This is a genomic window from Campylobacter sp. BCW_4323, assembly GCF_001763115.1.
In the GTDB taxonomy this organism is placed as follows: Bacteria; Campylobacterota; Campylobacteria; order Campylobacterales; family Campylobacteraceae; genus Campylobacter_D; species Campylobacter_D jejuni.
The window spans coordinates 53,613-70,887 of record NZ_MJYC01000026.1; the positions used below are offsets into that span (position 1 = coordinate 53,613).

18 protein-coding genes are annotated in these 17,275 nt (G+C 30.3%); 15 read left to right on the plus strand and 3 right to left on the minus strand.

The annotated features are described in order from the left end of the window. Window positions 1-44 precede the first annotated feature (44 nt). Entirely contained in the window at window positions 45-536 is a 492-nt protein-coding gene (locus tag AJN60_RS00895; protein ID WP_002855147.1) for a hypothetical protein, read from the plus strand. Here AJN60_RS00895 and AJN60_RS00900 read toward each other — a convergent pair. Both AJN60_RS00900 and rsmH read right to left on the minus strand, forming a co-directional pair. Next, a complete protein-coding gene (locus AJN60_RS00900) occupies window positions 524-1,444 on the minus strand; it encodes a hypothetical protein (RefSeq protein ID WP_052949662.1) in 921 nt (306 codons plus the stop codon). The genes AJN60_RS00895 and AJN60_RS00900 overlap by 13 nt on opposite strands. Next, window positions 1,444-2,382 (minus strand): 16S rRNA (cytosine(1402)-N(4))-methyltransferase RsmH, encoded by a 939-nt coding sequence (rsmH, locus tag AJN60_RS00905; protein ID WP_079396835.1) that lies wholly within the window; start codon window positions 2,380-2,382, stop codon window positions 1,444-1,446. The genes AJN60_RS00900 and rsmH overlap by 1 nt, the downstream gene beginning before the upstream one ends. 158 nt (window positions 2,383-2,540) lie before the next feature. Between rsmH and AJN60_RS00910 the strand changes: the two genes are divergently transcribed. The 5 genes from AJN60_RS00910 (at window position 2,541) to flgG (ending at window position 8,332) form a co-directional block, all read left to right on the plus strand. Beyond that, on the plus strand, window positions 2,541-4,031 hold the full coding sequence (locus AJN60_RS00910) for a peptidylprolyl isomerase (protein ID WP_070285701.1): 1,491 nt from the start codon (window positions 2,541-2,543) through the stop codon (window positions 4,029-4,031). Next, complete coding sequence (gene ftsA, locus AJN60_RS00915) at window positions 4,028-5,416, plus strand: cell division protein FtsA (protein WP_079861540.1); 1,389 nt, start codon at window positions 4,028-4,030, stop codon at window positions 5,414-5,416. The genes AJN60_RS00910 and ftsA overlap by 4 nt, the downstream gene beginning before the upstream one ends. A gap of 15 nt (window positions 5,417-5,431) precedes the next feature. Continuing rightward, window positions 5,432-6,544, plus strand: a complete 1,113-nt coding sequence (gene ftsZ / locus AJN60_RS00920; protein ID WP_070285703.1) for a cell division protein FtsZ — start codon at window positions 5,432-5,434, stop codon at window positions 6,542-6,544. A 155-nt stretch (window positions 6,545-6,699) separates the two neighbouring features. After that, window positions 6,700-7,512 carry a flagellar hook-basal body protein gene (locus AJN60_RS00925; protein ID WP_070285704.1) on the plus strand — a complete coding sequence of 271 codons (813 nt, stop codon included), beginning with the start codon at window positions 6,700-6,702 and terminating at the stop codon, window positions 7,510-7,512. 28 nt (window positions 7,513-7,540) lie between these two features. After that, entirely contained in the window at window positions 7,541-8,332 is a 792-nt protein-coding gene (flgG, locus tag AJN60_RS00930) for a flagellar basal-body rod protein FlgG (RefSeq protein WP_002852142.1), read from the plus strand. A 65-nt stretch (window positions 8,333-8,397) separates the two neighbouring features. Here the strand turns inward: flgG and glnA are convergent, their stop codons facing one another. Next, window positions 8,398-9,828 carry a type I glutamate--ammonia ligase gene (gene glnA / locus AJN60_RS00935; RefSeq protein ID WP_002854995.1) on the minus strand — a complete coding sequence of 477 codons (1,431 nt, stop codon included), beginning with the start codon at window positions 9,826-9,828 and terminating at the stop codon, window positions 8,398-8,400. Between the two features lie 202 nt (window positions 9,829-10,030). On the opposite strand from glnA, the gene AJN60_RS00940 reads away from it, so the two are divergent. The 9 genes from AJN60_RS00940 to AJN60_RS00980 are packed head-to-tail and all read left to right on the plus strand — an operon-like array spanning window position 10,031 to window position 17,217. Continuing rightward, window positions 10,031-10,726, plus strand: a complete 696-nt coding sequence (locus tag AJN60_RS00940) for a chemotaxis protein (protein ID WP_044794184.1) — start codon at window positions 10,031-10,033, stop codon at window positions 10,724-10,726. Further along, a complete protein-coding gene (locus AJN60_RS00945) occupies window positions 10,723-11,976 on the plus strand; it encodes a peptidase U32 family protein (protein WP_002855167.1) in 1,254 nt (417 codons plus the stop codon). Before AJN60_RS00940 ends, AJN60_RS00945 begins: the two co-directional genes overlap by 4 nt. Then, window positions 11,977-12,471 (plus strand): 5-(carboxyamino)imidazole ribonucleotide mutase, encoded by a 495-nt coding sequence (gene purE, locus AJN60_RS00950; RefSeq protein ID WP_070240521.1) that lies wholly within the window; start codon window positions 11,977-11,979, stop codon window positions 12,469-12,471. It abuts the gene before it with no gap. 9 nt (window positions 12,472-12,480) lie between these two features. After that, window positions 12,481-13,017, plus strand: a complete 537-nt coding sequence (locus AJN60_RS00955) for a DUF3972 domain-containing protein (protein ID WP_002852251.1) — start codon at window positions 12,481-12,483, stop codon at window positions 13,015-13,017. 11 nt (window positions 13,018-13,028) lie between these two features. After that, a complete protein-coding gene (glyQ, locus tag AJN60_RS00960) occupies window positions 13,029-13,892 on the plus strand; it encodes a glycine--tRNA ligase subunit alpha (protein WP_070285705.1) in 864 nt (287 codons plus the stop codon). Further along, window positions 13,879-14,604 carry a Nif3-like dinuclear metal center hexameric protein gene (locus AJN60_RS00965; RefSeq protein WP_070240519.1) on the plus strand — a complete coding sequence of 242 codons (726 nt, stop codon included), beginning with the start codon at window positions 13,879-13,881 and terminating at the stop codon, window positions 14,602-14,604. Before glyQ ends, AJN60_RS00965 begins: the two co-directional genes overlap by 14 nt. A 9-nt stretch (window positions 14,605-14,613) precedes the next feature. Then, a complete protein-coding gene (locus tag AJN60_RS00970) occupies window positions 14,614-15,330 on the plus strand; it encodes a zinc ribbon domain-containing protein (RefSeq protein WP_002888864.1) in 717 nt (238 codons plus the stop codon). Further along, window positions 15,327-16,484 (plus strand): lipid IV(A) 3-deoxy-D-manno-octulosonic acid transferase, encoded by a 1,158-nt coding sequence (waaA, locus tag AJN60_RS00975; protein ID WP_070285706.1) that lies wholly within the window; start codon window positions 15,327-15,329, stop codon window positions 16,482-16,484. Before AJN60_RS00970 ends, waaA begins: the two co-directional genes overlap by 4 nt. Further along, on the plus strand, window positions 16,465-17,217 hold the full coding sequence (locus AJN60_RS00980) for an RluA family pseudouridine synthase (RefSeq protein ID WP_052859031.1): 753 nt from the start codon (window positions 16,465-16,467) through the stop codon (window positions 17,215-17,217). The genes waaA and AJN60_RS00980 overlap by 20 nt, the downstream gene beginning before the upstream one ends. Window positions 17,218-17,275: the final 58 nt, after the last annotated feature.

Here is a 17,275-nt window from a genome sequence, read left to right on the forward strand (position 1 = left end):
ATTTTGTTTAGATAAAATTTTAATTAAAAAATAAAGCATGGATTATGAAAAAATTTAAAGAATTTAGCCTTCGTTTTTTATTTAAAGTATCAGAACAACCTGTTTTAGTGAAGGATTTATTAGAGGCAAATGCACTTTTTAATGACGGTATGCTTGTAGATCCTTCTAAGCTAAATTTTAATTTCAAAATTCTAAATTCTTATATTTATTTTGGTGTTTTTTGTGCTGTGGTTTTGTTGCCATTGCTTTTAATTACTCATTATTTTTTAACAAAACTTGACTTTCATATAAGCATAGTGAGTGCTGTTATGGTTACTGCTTGTGTATTTATAGGATATGATATTTTTAAAGTTTATACTCGTAAAATAATCTCAAAAAAAATAATACAAAAAGCCTGGGCTTTGCATTTCCCTTATTTTGCTTATGAAAAATACTCTATAATGGCAGGTGAAATTTATAAGGAAGCCTTAAAAGAGGAAATTCCAAAAGCAAATTTAGAGCAGTATGTTTTAGATAAGATTATTCATTCTAAATAGTCTAAAATTTGATTTTGGAATCGCATATTTTCAAGCCTTCTTTTTAAATCTTTATTTTCTTCGTTTAAAACGCTTTCTTCTGTTCTTAATGTAGCAATTTCTCTACTAAGATAATAAATTTGATTTCTAATATAAATTTGTGGAGCAAATAAAAATAACGCAAAACTAACAAGTAAAGCTGCAAAAAGAAGATGATTGAAATTTAGGTTTCTATCTTCTTTGGTGGCATTAGAGAAGCCTTCTAATAAAACATTTTTTGCCTTTTGAGCATCTTCATCATTTTGTTGTTTTTCTTGGGCTTGATTAGATGGTTTTGGAAGTTCTTGTTTATTTTCTTGTGGTGTTATCTTTTTTTGTAAATTTTCCAAACTTTGTTTAATATCGGGTTGTTTTTCTATAGTTTGGGAGTTTTGTATTTTAGGTTCAGTTTTTTGAATTTTTTCTATAGATTTTATAGATTCTTTTTTTTCCTTTTTATCTTGGATAGGATTTTGATCATTTTTTGTTTGAATTTTTGGTTTAGTTTGAATATTTTTTATCTCGTTTATTTTTTTTCTTCCAAATGAAAAAATTTTTTTAGTTTTTTTATTTTCTTCTTTTTTTCTTTCTTTCATTTTGGAAAAAATTTTTTTAGCAAGAGATTGCTTTTCTTCTAATTTAACATTGATCAGATCTTCTTTTAAATATATATTTGATTTTTTAGTATGTTTTGACTCATACTCTTCATCGAGTTCTTCTAAGAATTTATTAGGAGTCTTTTTTTTAAAACGACGTCTTAAAATATCATCGCTAGAAATTTCATTTCTTAAGTCATCATCAAGCGGTTTGCCTTGATTTATGGCGCGAGAAAATTTCAGCATTTTTTGGCGTATGTTTTGGCGTTCTTTTATAAAATCATCTTCTAGCATTATTTATTGTCCAAATTATTAAAATAAAAAGCCCGCATTTTAGCACAACTAGAGCGAGAATTTTTTAAAAGTTCTTCCTTGCTTGCACTTATAGCTTTTTTGGTTATTATTTGCCCTAGGCTATGGTTATTTCCACATTCGCAACGCATTATTTTTTCATCACAAATGCAGTTTTTTGACCATTTTTTGAAAAAATTTTTTACTATTCTATCTTCCAAAGAATGAAAACTAATGATTGCTAAAATGCAATTTTTTGGTTTTAAATTTTCTAAATGCCCAAGAAAATCTTTAAGCACTTTAAGTTCTTGATTTACTTCTATTCTAATGGCTTGAAATGCTAAAGTGGCTTTGGAAATTTTTCTATGATTTTGTTTGCCTTTTCCTATGATTTGATAAAGTTCCTTGGCGCTTTTGATTGGATTTTTACTTCTTTCTAGGCAAATTTTTTCAGCAATAAAATGTGCATCGTGCAATTCTCCATAATCTTTAAAAATGGAAGTTAATTGCTCTTTTGTATAAGTATTAATAATCTCATAAGCCGATATTTTGGAGTTTTGATTCATTCTCATATCCAAAAAGTCAGAATTTACACTAAAACCTCTTTCGTTATTATCGAGTTGAAATGAAGAAACTCCAATGTCTGCTAAAATGCCTCTTAATTCTTCTTTATGTGAAATTTTTTCTAAAACTTCACTAAAATTACTTTGTATAAAAGTTATCCTATTGTGAAAATCTTTAAGACGTTTTTTAGAAAATTCTAAAGCTTGTTGATCTTGATCACAAGCAATGAATTTAAGATCAGGATGATTTTTAAGCAAAGCTTCACTATGTCCGCCAAATCCTAAAGTGCAGTCTAAAAAATAACCTGTTTTAAGATTTTTAAAAATCTCTTGAACTTCATTAAGCAAAACTGGGATATGAGGAATTTCCAAAATCAATCCTAATAAATTTTTATAAACTATAATTATAACTAAATTTCATTGTAAAAATCATAAAATTTAAAGAACAAATATTTTTTGGTAAAAATTTTATAATTAAACTCCACTTAAACACTTCTACGATACAATATCTAGTTTAAATTTAATCAAGGAATGATATGCTTACTTGGATGCAACATCACAAAAAATATCTTGTTGTTACTATATGGGTTAGTACTATAGCTTTTGTTGGCGCTGGCTTTTTAGGTTGGGGTGCTTATGATTTTAATCTCAATAGAAGTTCGAGTGTTGCAACTGTAGGAAATGAAAAGATAGGTTTTAGCGAATTTGATACTAGATATAGACAGATTTTAAGTTATTATAATCAAATTAGCAATGGTGCTTTAACTCCAGAAAATGCTGAGCAACTAGGCATTAAAAATATAGCTTTAAGTTCTCTTGTTGAAGATAAGCTTTTGTTAAATTTTGCTAAAGATTTGGGTATTGGCATAAACGAGAATGAAATTTTACAAAAACTTGCAAATACTAGAGAATTTCAAGATTCTACAGGGGATTTTAACAAAACAATTTATTATGAACTTTTAAATGCCAATAATTTAACTCCAAAAGATTATGAAACACAACTTGCAAATGAAGTAATTACCGATAAACTTAATCAAATTTTTAATATTCCTAGCAAAGATGAGGAATTAAAAATGTTAGCTTCTAGTTATTTTATGCAAGATGCTTTAAGTATTGCAAAAATTGATTATGACAAAAAAAATATTAAGATTAATGAAGAGGATTTAAAAAAGCTTTGGAATGAACATAAAGAAGATTATAAAACTAAAAAAATATATGAAATTTCAACTTATTTTTTGCCAGTTAGCAATGAGAAAATTGACGACAAAGAATTAGAAAAATTTTACAATCAAGATGAAAATAAACTAAAATATAAAGATTTTGCAGGTAAAGTGATGGATTTTCAGTCTGCTAAAAATGAAGTTGCTAAAGATTACGCCTTAATGCAACTAAAGAATGTGGCTAATGCTAAATTTTTAGATTTAAAAAATGGGAAAGATAATTTTCAAAAAGATCAAAATATTAGTGAATCTGATGTTTATTATCCAATTGATCTTTTGAATAAAGCTAAAAATGGAGATGTTTTACGACCAGCACCTTATAATAACGGATATATCATAGTTAAACTAAATAAAGTAGATCCTATAAGAAATAAAACTTTTGAAGAAGCTAGAGAAGAAGTTTTACCTATGTATTTAGGCGAACAAGCTAGAAAAAATTTAGAAGAAAAAGCCAAAAATAGTTTAGTAAATTTTAAAGGCGATGATATAGGCTTTGTAAGTCGAGATAGTTCTCGCGAGAGTGTAAAGCTTAGTGATAAGATATTAAATGATTCTGAATTTGCTTATTTTTTAATGAATGTATTTAATGCTGATCAAAATACTTCTTATGTGGTCATTAACGACAATAAAGCAATATTATATAAAATAAATAAACAAAAATTAGATATGAACTCCGATAAATTTGAACAATACAAAACTATGCTTGAGCAAAATTTGCAAAATTTAAAAGCAAATGAGCTTAAGCAAGAACTTATTGATGAACTTAAAAAGATATATCCAATAAAAATTTATTATAAAGGGAATTGATTTTGAATATATTAGGAATTGACTTAGGCTCAACCCAGACTTGTGCCATTATTGCTCAAAAAGATGAAGATGGATTAAAAATTATTGGTTTTTCCAAGTCGAAAACCAACGGGGTTAAAAAAGGTGCCATTACCAATATAGAGCTTGCTTCTAAATCTATTGAAGAAGCTGTTAGAAGTGCTGAGATGATGAGTGGAGTTCATTATGATAAGGTTGTGGTGTCTATATCAGGTGCTTATACTAAAAGCGTTGATAGCATAGGTGTTGTTAATATTCCAAATCATGAAATAGGCATTAAAGAAATCCATCGTGCTGTAAGTACAGCTAAGCATACTGCCAATCTACCAAGTGGTTATGAAATTATCCATGTTTTGCCTTATAATTTTAAGGTTAATGATCTTGAACATGTTGATGATCCTTTGGGAATGAGTGGCAATCGTTTAGAAGTTTCAACCCATATAGTGATTTCACAAGAATCTCATATTAAAAATCTTAAGAAAGCGGTTGAATTAGCTGATTTAAGAGTGGATAATATAGTTCTTTCAGGATATGCTTCAGCTATAGCTTGTTTAGATGATAGCGAAAAGGAATTAGGTGCTGTTTTGATTGATATGGGTGGAGCGATTTGTGATATGGTTGTTCATACTGGAAATTCAATTAGATACAATGATTGTTTGCAAATTGGCTCGATTAATATCACCCAAGATTTATCAATGGCATTGCATACACCTTTAAAAGAAGCAGAAAAAATCAAGCTTAATTATGCAGCTCTTTCACAACAGCCTAATACCCTTATACAAATTCCTTCAATGGGTGATGAAAGAAAGGTTAATGAAGTTTCTTTGGATATTATTTCAAACGTAATTTATGCAAGAGCGGAAGAAACTTTGATGATTTTGGCAAAAATCTTAAGTGATAATCGTCATGCCAATGCTATAGGCGGTGGAGTTGTTTTAACAGGCGGAATGACTAAGTTAGCAGGTATCGATGAGCTTGCTCCTGCAACATTTGATAATCGCTCAGTTAGACTGGCTACTGCAAGAAAAGATTTGATTACTGGTTTTAGTGAAATTTTTAATGATCCTGAAAATACTTGTGCTATAGGACTTTGTTTATATGGAGCGGGGTATTTTACGCCTTATGAACTTGATTCTAATGAAAAATTAAGATATAAAGGGGAAATTGAAAATTTTAATCGTCAAATTAAACAAGATATTGTTTTGCAAAAAGATGCAGAAAGTGAAATAAAATCTGATTTTTTTGATGAAAATTTGCAAGAAAATGATACAATTGCAATACAAGAACAATTAGATTTTAAAGAGCCAAAAGAAAAAAAACCTAGCGTTTTTTCAAATATCTGGCATAAAATTATGAATCAATTTTAACAAGGAGAAATTTTTATGAGCGAATTTTTAGTAGAAGAAATGCAACATAATAAAGGTGCAAAAATTAAGGTTATAGGCTGCGGTGGCGGTGGCGGTAATATGATTAACCATATGGTTAAAATGGGATTAAACGATCTTGATTTAATTGCAGCGAATACTGATGCACAAGCTATTTCAATTTCATTAGCAAAAACTAAAATTCAACTTGGCGAGAAAAAAACTAAAGGTTTAGGCGCTGGTATGCTTCCTGAAGTAGGTGCAGAAAGTGCTAGAGAAAGTTTTGAGGAAATAAAAGCAAGTCTTAGTCAAAGTGATATTGTATTTATTGCTTCAGGTTTTGGTGGAGGTACTGGAACGGGTGCCACTCCAGTTATTGCACAAGCAGCTAAAGAGATTGGAGCTTTAACTGTTTCTGTTGTAACCATGCCTTTTGCATTCGAAGGAAAACAAAGAAAAAAACTTGCTGAAAGCGGTCTCCTTGAGCTTAAAAAAGAAAGTGATTCTATTCTTGTAATTCAAAATGAAAAATTATTGAGCATTATTGATAAAAAAGCAGGCATTAAAGATGCTTTTAGATTGGTTGATGATATTTTAGCTCGTGCTGTAAAAGGTATGGTGTCTATCTTGCTTGATAATGGAGATATTAATGTTGACTTTGCGGATGTAAGAACCATCATGAGTCATCGCGGACTCGCGCTTATGGGTGTTGGTAGTGCTAGTGGTGAAAATGCCATAGAAGAGGCTCTTTCAAACGCTATAGAATCTCCTTTGCTTGATGGAATGGATATTAAGGGTGCCAAGGGAGTTATTTTACATTTTAAAACAAGTTCTAATTGCTCTTTGTTTGAAATTTCGGCAGCAGCAAATAGTATACAAGAAATTGTTGATGAAAATGCTAAGATTATTTTTGGTTCTACCACAGATGATAGCATGGAAGATAGAGTTGAAGTAACTATTATTGCGACGGGGTTTGAAGACAAAGATACAGTAGTTAAAAAATCTACCGAAGAAGCTCAAGCTTCTAGGAAAAATCCTTATTTAAGTCTTAAAAAGGTAAGCGGTGGTTACGATGAAGAGATAATGGCGCAAATTGAAACACCAACTTTCTTGCGTCGTCAAATGGATTAAAATTGATTTTTAAAGCAAGATTGAGTCAAATCTTGCTTTTTGTAGTTTAAAATTCTCTCCTAATAATCTTTCAAATATTTATTTTTCTTTGTTTTTAAAAGTTGGAACACTCTTTGCTTTTATGGCTATAAAATCTTAATTTTATAGGTGAAAATATGCAAAATGGATATTATCAAGCAACTGGCGGAATGGTAACTCAGTTCAATAAACTTGATGTGATTACTAATAATCTTGCCAATATTAATACAAGTGGATATAAAAGAGATGATGTGGTTATTGCAGATTTTAAAAGGATTTTTAAAGAAACTCAGGATGAGTTGCCTATAGAAAATCACACAAGAGATGCATCTCGTTTTGTAAATACTACAATAGATGGAATCCCGCAAGTTTCTCAAGAATATACGGATTTCAGCCTAGGTTCTTTAAAGGCCACAAACAATCCTTTGGATTTAGCAATGACTAGAGAAGATACTTTTTATTTGGTTCAGACCAAAGATGGAGAAGTAAGATTAACTAAAGATGGAAATTTTCAACTTGATGATGAGGGTTATTTGGTAAATAAGCAAGGATACAAGGTGTTAAGTAGTGATTATTTTAATAATCCTCAGAATGCTGGCATACGCATTCCTAATGGTGCTGTTCAAATTAGCGTTGATAAAAACGGAAGCATTGAAGTTGATGGAGTTCAAAATGCAAGATTATTTGTAGCACAAGTAGATGATATAAGAGCTTTGCAAAAAGATGGAGATAATGTCTATAAAATAGATGATCTAACCCGCATTAGAGATTTGGAAAACTCCAATGCCATTCGCCAAGGTTTTTCTCAGGGATCAAATGTTAATCCAGTTACTGAAATGGTAGGATTGATTGAAGCAAACAGAATGGTAGAAATGTATCAAAAAGTTATGACAGCTCATATGGATGACTTAAATCAAGAAGCTATCAATAAGCTTGCAGCTGTTAAATAATTTAAAATAAAATAAAAAAGGATTAAAAATGATGAGATCACTTCATACTGCTGCTACGGGAATGGTAGCGCAGCAAACACAAATTGATGTTACTTCAAATAACATCGCCAATGTTAATACAGCAGGTTTTAAGAAAAGTCGCGCAGAATTTGCTGATCTTATGTATCAAGTTATGAAGTATGCAGGAACTTCAACTTCAGCTACTACTCTTTCTCCTTCGGGTATAGAAGTGGGTGTGGGTGTGCGTCCAACAGCGGTAACTAAAGTTTTTACTGAAGGAAATTTAAAATCAACAAGTACTGATGGTCTTGATATGGCTATTGCAGGTAATGGGTTTTTTCAAATACAACTTCCTGATGGCACTATAGGATATACTAGAAATGGGCAATTTACAAAAGATAATGAAGGTAATATTGTAAATTCAGACGGTTATAGACTTTTACCTGAAATGACAATACCCGAAGGCGCAACAGCAATTAATGTTGCTACAGATGGAACCGTTTCTGTAATGCTACCAGGGGAGCAACAAGAAACTCAAATTGGCCAAGTGGAGCTAGTTCAGTTTATAAATCCAGCGGGTCTTCATTCTATGGGTGATAATCTTTATCTTGAAACAGGAGCAAGTGGTGCACCTGTTGCGGGTATAGCAGGACAAGATGGGCTTGGAACAATAAGACATGGATTTATAGAACTTAGTAATGTTCAGCTTGTTGAAGAAATGACAGATCTTATCACAGGACAAAGAGCTTATGAAGCGGGTTCTAAGGCAATTACAACAAGTGATGATATGCTAGGAATTGTAAATCAGCTTAAGCGATAGTTGATATAAAATAAATAATTTTTAATTCTTTTTTGTTTAATGGCGTGTTAAACGCCATTAAATTTTTAGCAAGAGTAGCAAGTTTTAAATTCATAAGCAGTTGGACGAGCTTCTACTGGCCAAACTTGTGTTTCAAATTTTAAATGCTGATAGTCATCGATAAAAATATCGCTCATTACAGGTTTTAAATAAGAATTATGTCGGATTAAAGCTTCTAAACTTCCTCTTAGAGTATGTGGTAATTGCTCTATCCCTTTTTCACGTATTTCATCCAAAGTAAGATCAAATAAATTTTCATCCATAGGACCCACAGGAATGGTTTTATTTTTGATTCCATCAAGACCTGCCATTAAAAGACTAACAAAAGCTAAATAAGGATTAGCAGTGCTATCAGGGAAGCGAATTTCTATACGAGCTGAATTTTTACCTATGCCATAAGGAACGCGACAACTTGCTGATCTGTTTTGACAAGAATAAGTTAAAATACAAGGAGCTTCAAAGCCAGGAACTATTCTTTTGTAAGAGTTGGAACTTGGATTTGTAAAAGCTGCAACACTTCTAGCATTTTTTAAAATTCCACCTATATAATTTATAGCAGTTTGACTAAGTCCACTGTATCCATCTTTATCGTAAAATAAATTTACTCCATCTTTCCATAAGCTCATATGAACATGCATACCATTGCCATTATCTCCGTATAAAGGTTTTGGCATAAAAGTGGCAGTTTTGCCATTTAAATGAGCTACCATTTTTACAACATATTTATAAATTTGAACATTGTCAGCTGCTTCTACAAGCGTGCCAAAATTTACTCCTATTTCAGCTTGTCCTTGTGCAACTTCATGATGATGAACAAAAGTTTTAAGACCTACTTTTTCAAGGGTTTGAACCATTTCAGAACGAATATCTACTAAAGAATCAATTGGCTGAACTGGAAAATATCCACCTTTGTTTCTTGGCCTGTGTCCAGTATTGTAGCTATCGGTAAATTCTCTATCATCATTCCACTCTCCTTCTTCGGTATCAACTTCATACTTAGAACAATGAGTAGTATCAACTATTTTTACACTATCAAAAACAAAGAATTCATTTTCTGGTCCAAAGTAAGCAGTATCAGCTATGCCACTATTTTTAAGGTGTTCCATTGCTTTTTTTGCTATGCTTCTTGGACATTTTTCATACATTTGTCCTTTGTAAATATCATACACATCACAAAATACTATGATAGTAGGATCAGCTGTAAAAGGATCTAAAAAAGCACTTTGAGCATCAGGTTTTAAAATCATATCTGATTTTTCTATAGGTTGCCATCCATGGATTGAGCTTCCATCAAATGGAATGCCAGTTTGAAATGTTTCTTCATTGATTGCATGAAGATTATAGGTAATATGATGCCAAGTTCCTATCATATCTGTAAAACGAAAATCAACAAAAAGCACTTCATTTTGTTTGCAAAATTTGAAAAAATCATCTATATTATTAACAAATTTTCCCATATTTTTACTCCTTTATGTAATTAAATTCATAAAATTATATCATAAAATTTTTAATTAAGATTTAATTAATATATTTTTTTTAATAAATTTAAAAATTTAATTTAAAAAGATTAAAAAATAAAAATTTATATTTTTGTTTTAGATAAAATTGATTATAATTTTGAGAAATTATTGAAAATCTAGATTTAAAAAAAGGAAAAAAATGACTCAAGAAGAGCTTGATGCTTTGATGAACGGTGATGTTGATCTTGATTCAGAGACAGAAGCAGAGGTAAAAACCGAAGAATCGAATACCGAAGAAGATGCTTTGATGTTAGAAGATGTCAAAATAGCTGATTACAAACCTAATCCTAGTGTAGTATGGCCACCACCCCCACCAAATCAGGAGCATAAAGTTGTGCATCAGTTAGATGATGTTACAAAAGATAGCGAGCTTAAAGCAACGGAAATGATGGATAAGCTTGAAAGTATTAATAATTTTTTTGCGGATTCTGAAAGTTTACTCAAAGAAATAAATAAAGCAATAGAAAAAAATATTGATATTTTTTCCAAACTTAATGAAAAATTTCCTAATGTAGAAAGTTTCAGTGAAGCTTTAGAATTAAACAATCAAGCTAAAAAAAGTTCTAGGGAGATTGTCGGAAATCTTCAAAGCGGACAAGATGAAGTGATGATGGCAATGGATGCAATGCAATATCAAGATATACATCGTCAAAAAATCGAACGTGTTATTAATGTAATGCGTGCTTTAAGTCGTTATATGAGTTCTTTATTTGAAGGTAAAATTGATGATAAAAAACGTGTAAGTTCTGCAGTGCATATTGAAGGTGATAGCACTACTGATGTTGTAAGTAATGATGATATAGAAGCTTTAATTGCAAGTTTAGGGCAAAAATGATCATTCCTGAAATAGTAGCTCCTGCAGGAAATTTCACAAAATTAAAAATTGCTTTAGCTTATGGCGCAGATGCGGTTTATGCGGGTGTGAATAATTTTTCTTTAAGATCACGCACTGCAAGAGAATTTAATTATGAAAGTTTTGAAGAAGCTATCAAATATACCCATGAGCGTGGTAAAAAAATTTATGTTACTTTAAATGGTTTTCATTTAAGCTCTCAAATTGAAGGCTTAAAAAGACATATATTAAAATTACGTGAGATGAAACCCGATGCATTTATTGTAGCTTCTGTTGGAGCTATGCGTCTTGTTAAAGAACTTGCACCTGAAATTTCTTTACATGTTTCTACTCAGGCAAATATTTTAAATTATTTAGATGCTCAAGTTTATAAGGATATGGGTGCTAAAAGGGTTGTAATTGCCAGAGAATTAGGGCTTAAAGACGCTAAAGCTTTAAAGGAAAATTGTGATATTGAACTCGAAGCCTTTGTGCATGGTTCTATGTGTTTTGCTTATTCAGGGCGTTGTTTAATAAGCTCAGTGCAAAGTGGAAGAATGAGCAATCGTGGATCTTGTGCAAATGATTGCAGATTTAATTATGAGCTTTATGCTAAAAATCCAGAAAATGGTACTTTATTTCGTTTAGAAGAAGATGAAAATGGTACTCATGTGTTTAATTCTAAGGATTTAAATCTTTGTTCTTATATAGAAAAAATCATGCAAGAAAATTGTATCAGTGCTTTTAAAATAGAAGGGCGTACTAAAAGTGAATATTATGTTGCACTTACAACAAGGACTTATAAAATGGCCATACAAGATGCTTTAGAGGGTAAATTTGAGTCAAGTAAGTATGAAAAAGAGATTGCTACACTTAAAAATCGTGGTTTTACAGATGGCTATCTTGTTTCGCGTCCTTTGGAAAAAACCGACACGCAAAATCATAATACAAGCATAGAAGAAGGTTCTCATCAAGTGCATGCTATAAGCGAAGATGGAAGCTTTTTTAAATGTAAAGGGAAAATCGTTTTAAACACGCCTTATGAAATTTTAGCTCCTTTAGGCGATGTGATTCAAACTTGCGATAATGAACTAGGTAAAATTTATCAAAAAGAGGATAAATATTTTATAGAGTTTAAAAAACTCATTGCTAAAAACAATAAAGAATTTAGCGAAATTCATAGTGGCAATGAACATGAAATCCAATTACCAAATAAAATCAGTGCATTAAGTTTTTTAAGAAAGGAAATATAGATGAATTTTGTTTCTATTTTAATGGGAAGCAAGAGTGATTATGAGACTATGAAAGAGGCTGCTAAAACTTTAGAAAGTTTTGGGATAAAGTATGAACTTATTATCTCATCAGCTCATCGTAGTCCAAAAAGAACAAAAGAGTATATTGCAAATGCTGAAGAAAAGGGTGCGAAGGTTTTTATAGCAGCAGCTGGAATGGCGGCGCATTTGGCTGGAGCTGTTGCAGCTTATACCACAAAACCTGTTTTGGGGGTGCCTATGCCAGGAAGCAATCTTGCAAGTATGGATTCTTTGTTTTCTACGGTGCAAATGCCTAGTGGAATTCCTGTAGGAACTTTAGCTATTGGCAAGGCTGGAGCAATCAATGCTGCTTATTTGGCTATGCAAATTTTAGCTATTTATGATGTTGATTTAGCACAAAAGCTTAAAGAAGATCGTCTTGAAAAAGAAAAAAAACTTGTATCTGATTCAAAAGAAGTAGAAGTTTTATTATAAGGGATAAAAATGCAAACCTATCTTGAACTTGAAGAATTTTGTAAACTTGTGCATTTAAATGAAGATGTGGTTAAGGGTATGATGGCCAATGGGGCTTTAAATTTTAAAGAAGAAGAGGGTAAAATTTACATCGAAGCTCATCAAGGTACTTTTAGTGTAGTACCTAGTTCTGCAAAATCTCAAACTGCAATGGTAAATTCAATGACTTTAGCAGGAGAAAGTTTTGTTGAAAAAACAATAGGAACTATTTTAAATTTACATGAAAAAGTTTTAGATGCTAAAGATGAAACACTTGAAGCATTAAAAAATGAAAATAAATTTTTAAAAGATGCCCTTTATTCTATGCAAGAGCTTTATGATGAAGATAGAAAAACTATAGAAACCTTAAACAATGAGTTAAAACATGCGCGTGAAGAGATAGAATTTCTCAAGCGTAAATATAAATTAATGTGGAGTAAAACTGCAGAAATTTTTGGAGCTAAGACAGAGCCTGATTTGGAAATGAATAAAAATTTAGAAAAACCTATTGAAAATATGGAACAATAAAGAGAGATACAATGACTTTTTCACAAATGATACTTAATTTACAAAATTATTGGCAAGAGCAAGGTTGTGCGGTTATGCAACCTTATGATATGCCAGCAGGTGCAGGAACCTTTCATCCAGCAACTTTTTTAAGAAGTTTAGGAAAAAAACCTTGGGCAGCTGCTTATGTGGCTCCAAGTAGAAGGCCTACTGATGGACGTTATGGTGAAAATCCTAATCGCTTAGGTGCTTATTATCAATTTCAAGTTTTGATTAAACCTAGTCCTGATAATATCCAAGAATTATATCTTAAAAGTCTTGAAAATTTGGGTTTTGATTTAAAAAGTCATGATATTCGTTTTGTTGAAGATAATTGGGAGAGTCCAAGTTTAGGTGCTTGGGGTTTAGGCTGGGAAGTATGGCTTGATGGTATGGAAGTTACTCAATTTACTTATTTTCAGCAAGTTGGAGGTATAGCAGTAGATTTAGTAAGTGCTGAAATTACCTATGGTCTTGAAAGAATAGCCATGTATCTTCAAAATGTTGATAATGTTTATGATATAGTTTGGAGTGAATTTAATGGAGAAAAAATTAAATACGCAGATGTGCATAAGCAAAGTGAATATGAATTTAGTAAATACAATTTTGAAGTAAGTGATATTAAAATCTTGAATGAGCAGTTTGAAAATTCTTATAAGGAATGTAAAAATATTTTAGAACAAGGACTAGCTTTACCTGCTTATGATTATTGTATGCTTGCTGCACATACTTTTAATCTTTTAGATGCAAGAGGAGCAATTTCTGTAGCACAAAGACAAGATTATATGTTAAAAATTCGTGAGCTTTCAAAAAATTGTGCTGAAATTTATAAGAAAAATTTAAATGAAGCTGAGTGAAATTTATAATTTTTTAGATCAATTAAGTCCCTTTAATATCCAAGAGTCATGGGATAATAGTGGAATTTTGCTTGGAGATAAGGATAGTGAAATTTCAACTGTTTATTTAAGCTTAGATATTGATGAAAATATCATTAAAGAAGCGAGTGAAAATTCTTTAATTATCACACACCATCCTTTGATATTTAAAGGTCTAAAAGATTTATATGACAAGACTTATCCTAGGGCTTTTATCAAAGAAATGATTTGTAAAAATATTTCTTTGATCAGTATGCATACAAATTACGATTTGAGTCATTTAAATACTTATTTTACGGAAGAAATTTTAGGTTTTAAAATTTCTTTTAAAGATGAATTTTTAATTTATGTGGAAAATTCTATGTCTTTTGAAGCTTTGTGTGACTGGGTGAAAAAAAAGTTAAATTTGCAAATTTTACGTGCAAGTGATTGTGGCAAAAAAGATATTAAGCGCATTGCTATATGTACTGGAAGTGGCGGGGATTTAATTTCTAAAGTAGATGCGGATTGTTTTTTAAGTGGAGATTTTAAATATCATCAAGCTTTAGAGGCGCTTAGTAATCAAATCAGTCTTATTGATTTGGGTCATTTTGAAAGTGAGAGATATTTTTCTCAATGTTTAGCAAAAGACTTGAAAAATTTGCCGCTACAAGTTATAATAACAGTTTCAAAAAATCCATTTCAATATTTTTAAGGAAAATAAATGAATAAATATCTTGAACAATTAGTGCTTTTATCAAAAATAGATCAAGAAATTGATAGTTATGAACCAAAAATAGACAGTATTAATAAGACTTTAAAAGATGCTGAGTTAAAAATAGGAAAAATCAACACAGATTTAGAAAAAATCGATGAAGAAATCAAAGATATAGAAAATCAAAAAGTACAAAATAATGCTCATATTTCTGAGTTTTCGGCAAAAATTAAAGAGCTTTCTAAAAAAAGTGGTGCAGTAAAAACAGAAAAAGAAGCTAATGCTTTAAAAATTGAAGAAGATATTGCAAAAGAGCAATTAGACGCTGCAAATGATGAAATTGTAAGACTGGATAAAATTTTAGAGAATAAAGAAACTTATAAAAAAGAACTTGAAGAAGAAAAAATCAAACAAGAGCAAAATATTAATGAGATTAGAGTAAGCATTAAATCTGAAATGGAAGTTCTTGAAAAAGATAGAATGAGTGTTTATGATAAAAAAACCAAACTTGTGGGCGAGATGAATCAAAAAGTTTTAAGTTTTTATGAAAAAATTCGCAAATGGGCGAAAAATACTGCTGTAGTTCCTGTTAAAAAACAAGCATGCTATGGATGTTTTATGAAAATTTACGATAAGACTTATCTGTCTGTTGTAAAAGGTGAAGAGATTGTAACTTGTCCTCATTGTGGAAGAATTCTTTATAAAGAGCAAGAAGAACAAAATTGATCTTTTTTTATTATTTTTTAACTTGGACGGCATTTTTATTTTGTGCCGTCTTTATTCTTTTGCTTTCTTTTTTAAAATCCAAATACAAAACTAGTTTAAAATCCCGATTTTTTCTTTATAAAAATTTACATCAAGAAAAAGCTGATGTACATTTTCATGCTTGTTCTTACGGGGAGGTAAGAAGTATTAAAGCTTTGGTTTTGAAATTTGATTCAAGAATAACTACTATTACTCAAACAGGTTTTGAGTGTGCAAAAGAATTTTGTAAAAAGGTAAATTATCTTGCTTTTGAAAATTTTTTGCCTTTTTGGTTTAATCCTTGTAAGGTTTTGGTAATTTTTGAAGCAGAATATTGGCTTATGCTTGTTTTTATGGCACGTATTTATAAGGCTAAGATTATTTTGCTTAATGCAAGAATATCTGATAAATCTTATCATTCTTATCAAAGATTTTCTTTTTTTTATAAAAAAATTTTTTCTTATATTGATGAAGTTTTTGCTCAAAGTGATTTAGATAAAGCAAGACTTGAAAGTTTGGGAGCTAAAAATGTTAAAATTTTTAAAAATATTAAGGCAAATTTAGAGATTAAAAATAATAAAATTTATGCCAAACCTAAGGAAAAACTTATCATTTTTGCCAGTACGCATAAAGACGAAGAAGAGCTTTTGCTTGATCATTTTAAACTAGAAGAAAATGAAAAACTCATTATCGCCCCACGACACCCTGAGCGTTTTAAAGAAGTTGAAAATTTGCTTTTAAACAAAGGTTTAGAATTTGAAAAATTTAGCTCTTTAAAAGATGAAAATAAGAAATTTTCTAAAAAAATTTTACTTTTAGATACTTTAGGGGAGCTTGTAAATTTTTATGCAATTTCTGATGTTGTTGTACTTGGAGGTTCTTTCATAGAAGGCATAGGAGGACACAATCCTATAGAAGTGGCATATTTTGACAATGTATTAATCAGCGGGAAATTTATTCACAATCAAAAGGCTTTGTTTGAAGAAGTGGAAAATGTATATTTTTGTGAAAATTTAAAAGATTTAAATGATAAAATCCATTATTTAAATTTAAAAGCTAAAATTTCCAAAAAAGAAAATTTAGATCTTATCATGCAAACTATACAAAAGGGAATTGATGCAAGAAAAAGCTTATAAACTCTTAGCTTTGCAAGAAAAAATTTCAAATCGTGAAGCTAAAGATTTGATTGATAAGGGTTGTGTTTTTTCACATGGAAAAAAAGTTGTGGTTGCTAGAGCTTTGATGAGCGATAAGGCAAGATTTAATGTGATAAAAGCTAAAAATCCTCAAATTATTTTTGAAGATGATAAGATTATTGCTATTAATAAACCTTACGCTTATGTGAGTGAAGACTTGGAGAAAAAATTTAATGCCAAGCTTTTAAATCGTTTAGACAAAGAAACAAGCGGTGTGATTTTGCTTTGCAAAGATGAAGATTTTAGAAAGCTTTGTATAGAAGAATTTAAAAAACACAGAGTTTATAAAAGTTATATTGCGGTTTTAGATGGGGTTTTGGCTGAAGAGGTTGAAGTGAATGAGCCTATTTTTACCATAAAAGCAAAATATGGAGCATTAAGTAAAGTTTCAAAAGATGGTTTAAGTGCTTTAAGTATCATTACTCCTATTATGATGCAGTCAAAAAAAACCTTAGCAAAAATAGTCATTCAAACAGGTAGAACTCATCAAATCAGAGTACATGCTAAATTTATAAAACATGGTGTTATAGGCGATGAAAAATATGCTAAAATTTCAAGCGATAGAATGTATTTACACAGCTATGAAATTAAAATTTTTAATTATCATTTTAAGGCTAATTTAGATAGTGGTTTTACAAAATTTGGTTTTGAGATAAAAAATTTAGATTTTTAAAGCCATTTAAGAAAAAATTTTGTATAATGCAAGGTTTAATTTAAAAATTTTATAGAAA